Annotated in this window: 1 protein-coding gene and 1 pseudogene; both read right to left on the bottom strand. The window is 29.9% G+C overall.

From position 1 onward, the window contains the following. Positions 1–543, bottom strand: a 543-nt coding sequence (locus FUA24_RS04775) for an SCO family protein (RefSeq protein ID WP_148540268.1), incomplete at its 3' end; no start/stop codon positions are given. A 3-nt stretch (positions 544–546) separates the two neighbouring features. Beyond that, positions 547–911, bottom strand: a pseudogene (locus FUA24_RS25015) (hypothetical protein); the annotation flags it as partial.

The raw sequence follows: 911 nt of genomic DNA, 5'->3' as shown, positions 1-911 counted from the left end.
AGCATTTTCGGCGGCATAAATATAAAAACCATCATTAGCTAATTTGTAAATTGCTTCTTTTTTGCCTGTCATTAAATGCCAATTTGGGTTTGTTATGCCATATGTAGTGGCATAGTCTTTTAAAACAGAAACAGTATCATAATCTGGATTTATTGTGAATGATGCTACGCCAAAGTTTTCAAAATCTTTAAACTCATTTTGTACTTCAACTAAATTAGTATTCATTACAGGGCAAATTGTTGGGCATGTGGTAAAGAAAAACTCAATTACATATACTTTTCCTAAATAATCTTTATTGGTAATGGTTTTACCATTGTGGTTTGTAAAGCTAAATTCTGGCACACGCCTATTACCATTTTCTCCTTTAATAAAAACTAAATCTGTGGCTTGCTTACCTTTTTCTCCCGCATAATCACTACGGCTTTCTTGCCTTGTAATATCACCTTGATTAATTCTATCTACAATTCTAGGCACGAAAATTATACCAAATACTAAAATAATAAATGCAATACCTATGTATGAATAATTAGTTTTTTTGCTCATGTTTTAATTGTTAACGGCTTTTAAATCGTTGGCTCGCCTAATTGTAGAGTTAAATTCTCCTTTTCGTTTTTGCCTATATTCTGTAAATAAAATACGTACATCTTCGCTCATTTTATTTTTTATAGTTGCTACTTCTATACAGTTGTAACTATATAGACCAAAAACTGGTACGTTTTTACTTTTTTGGTTGTCTTCTCTATTATCAATTCTACCGCGTTGGTTTAATTCTTTATCTATAATAAATACATTTTCAGTAGATAAATCATTTGCTAAAGGTTTTTCACTTTTTAAACTTGCGTATAGCTTATTTATACTATTTGGTGTGCCATATACAAAATGCCAATATTTTAAATCTTCATATTGGCTTA

This window comes from Seonamhaeicola marinus (assembly GCF_008085455.1).
This window is presented reverse-complemented; position numbering and strand designations above follow the sequence as displayed.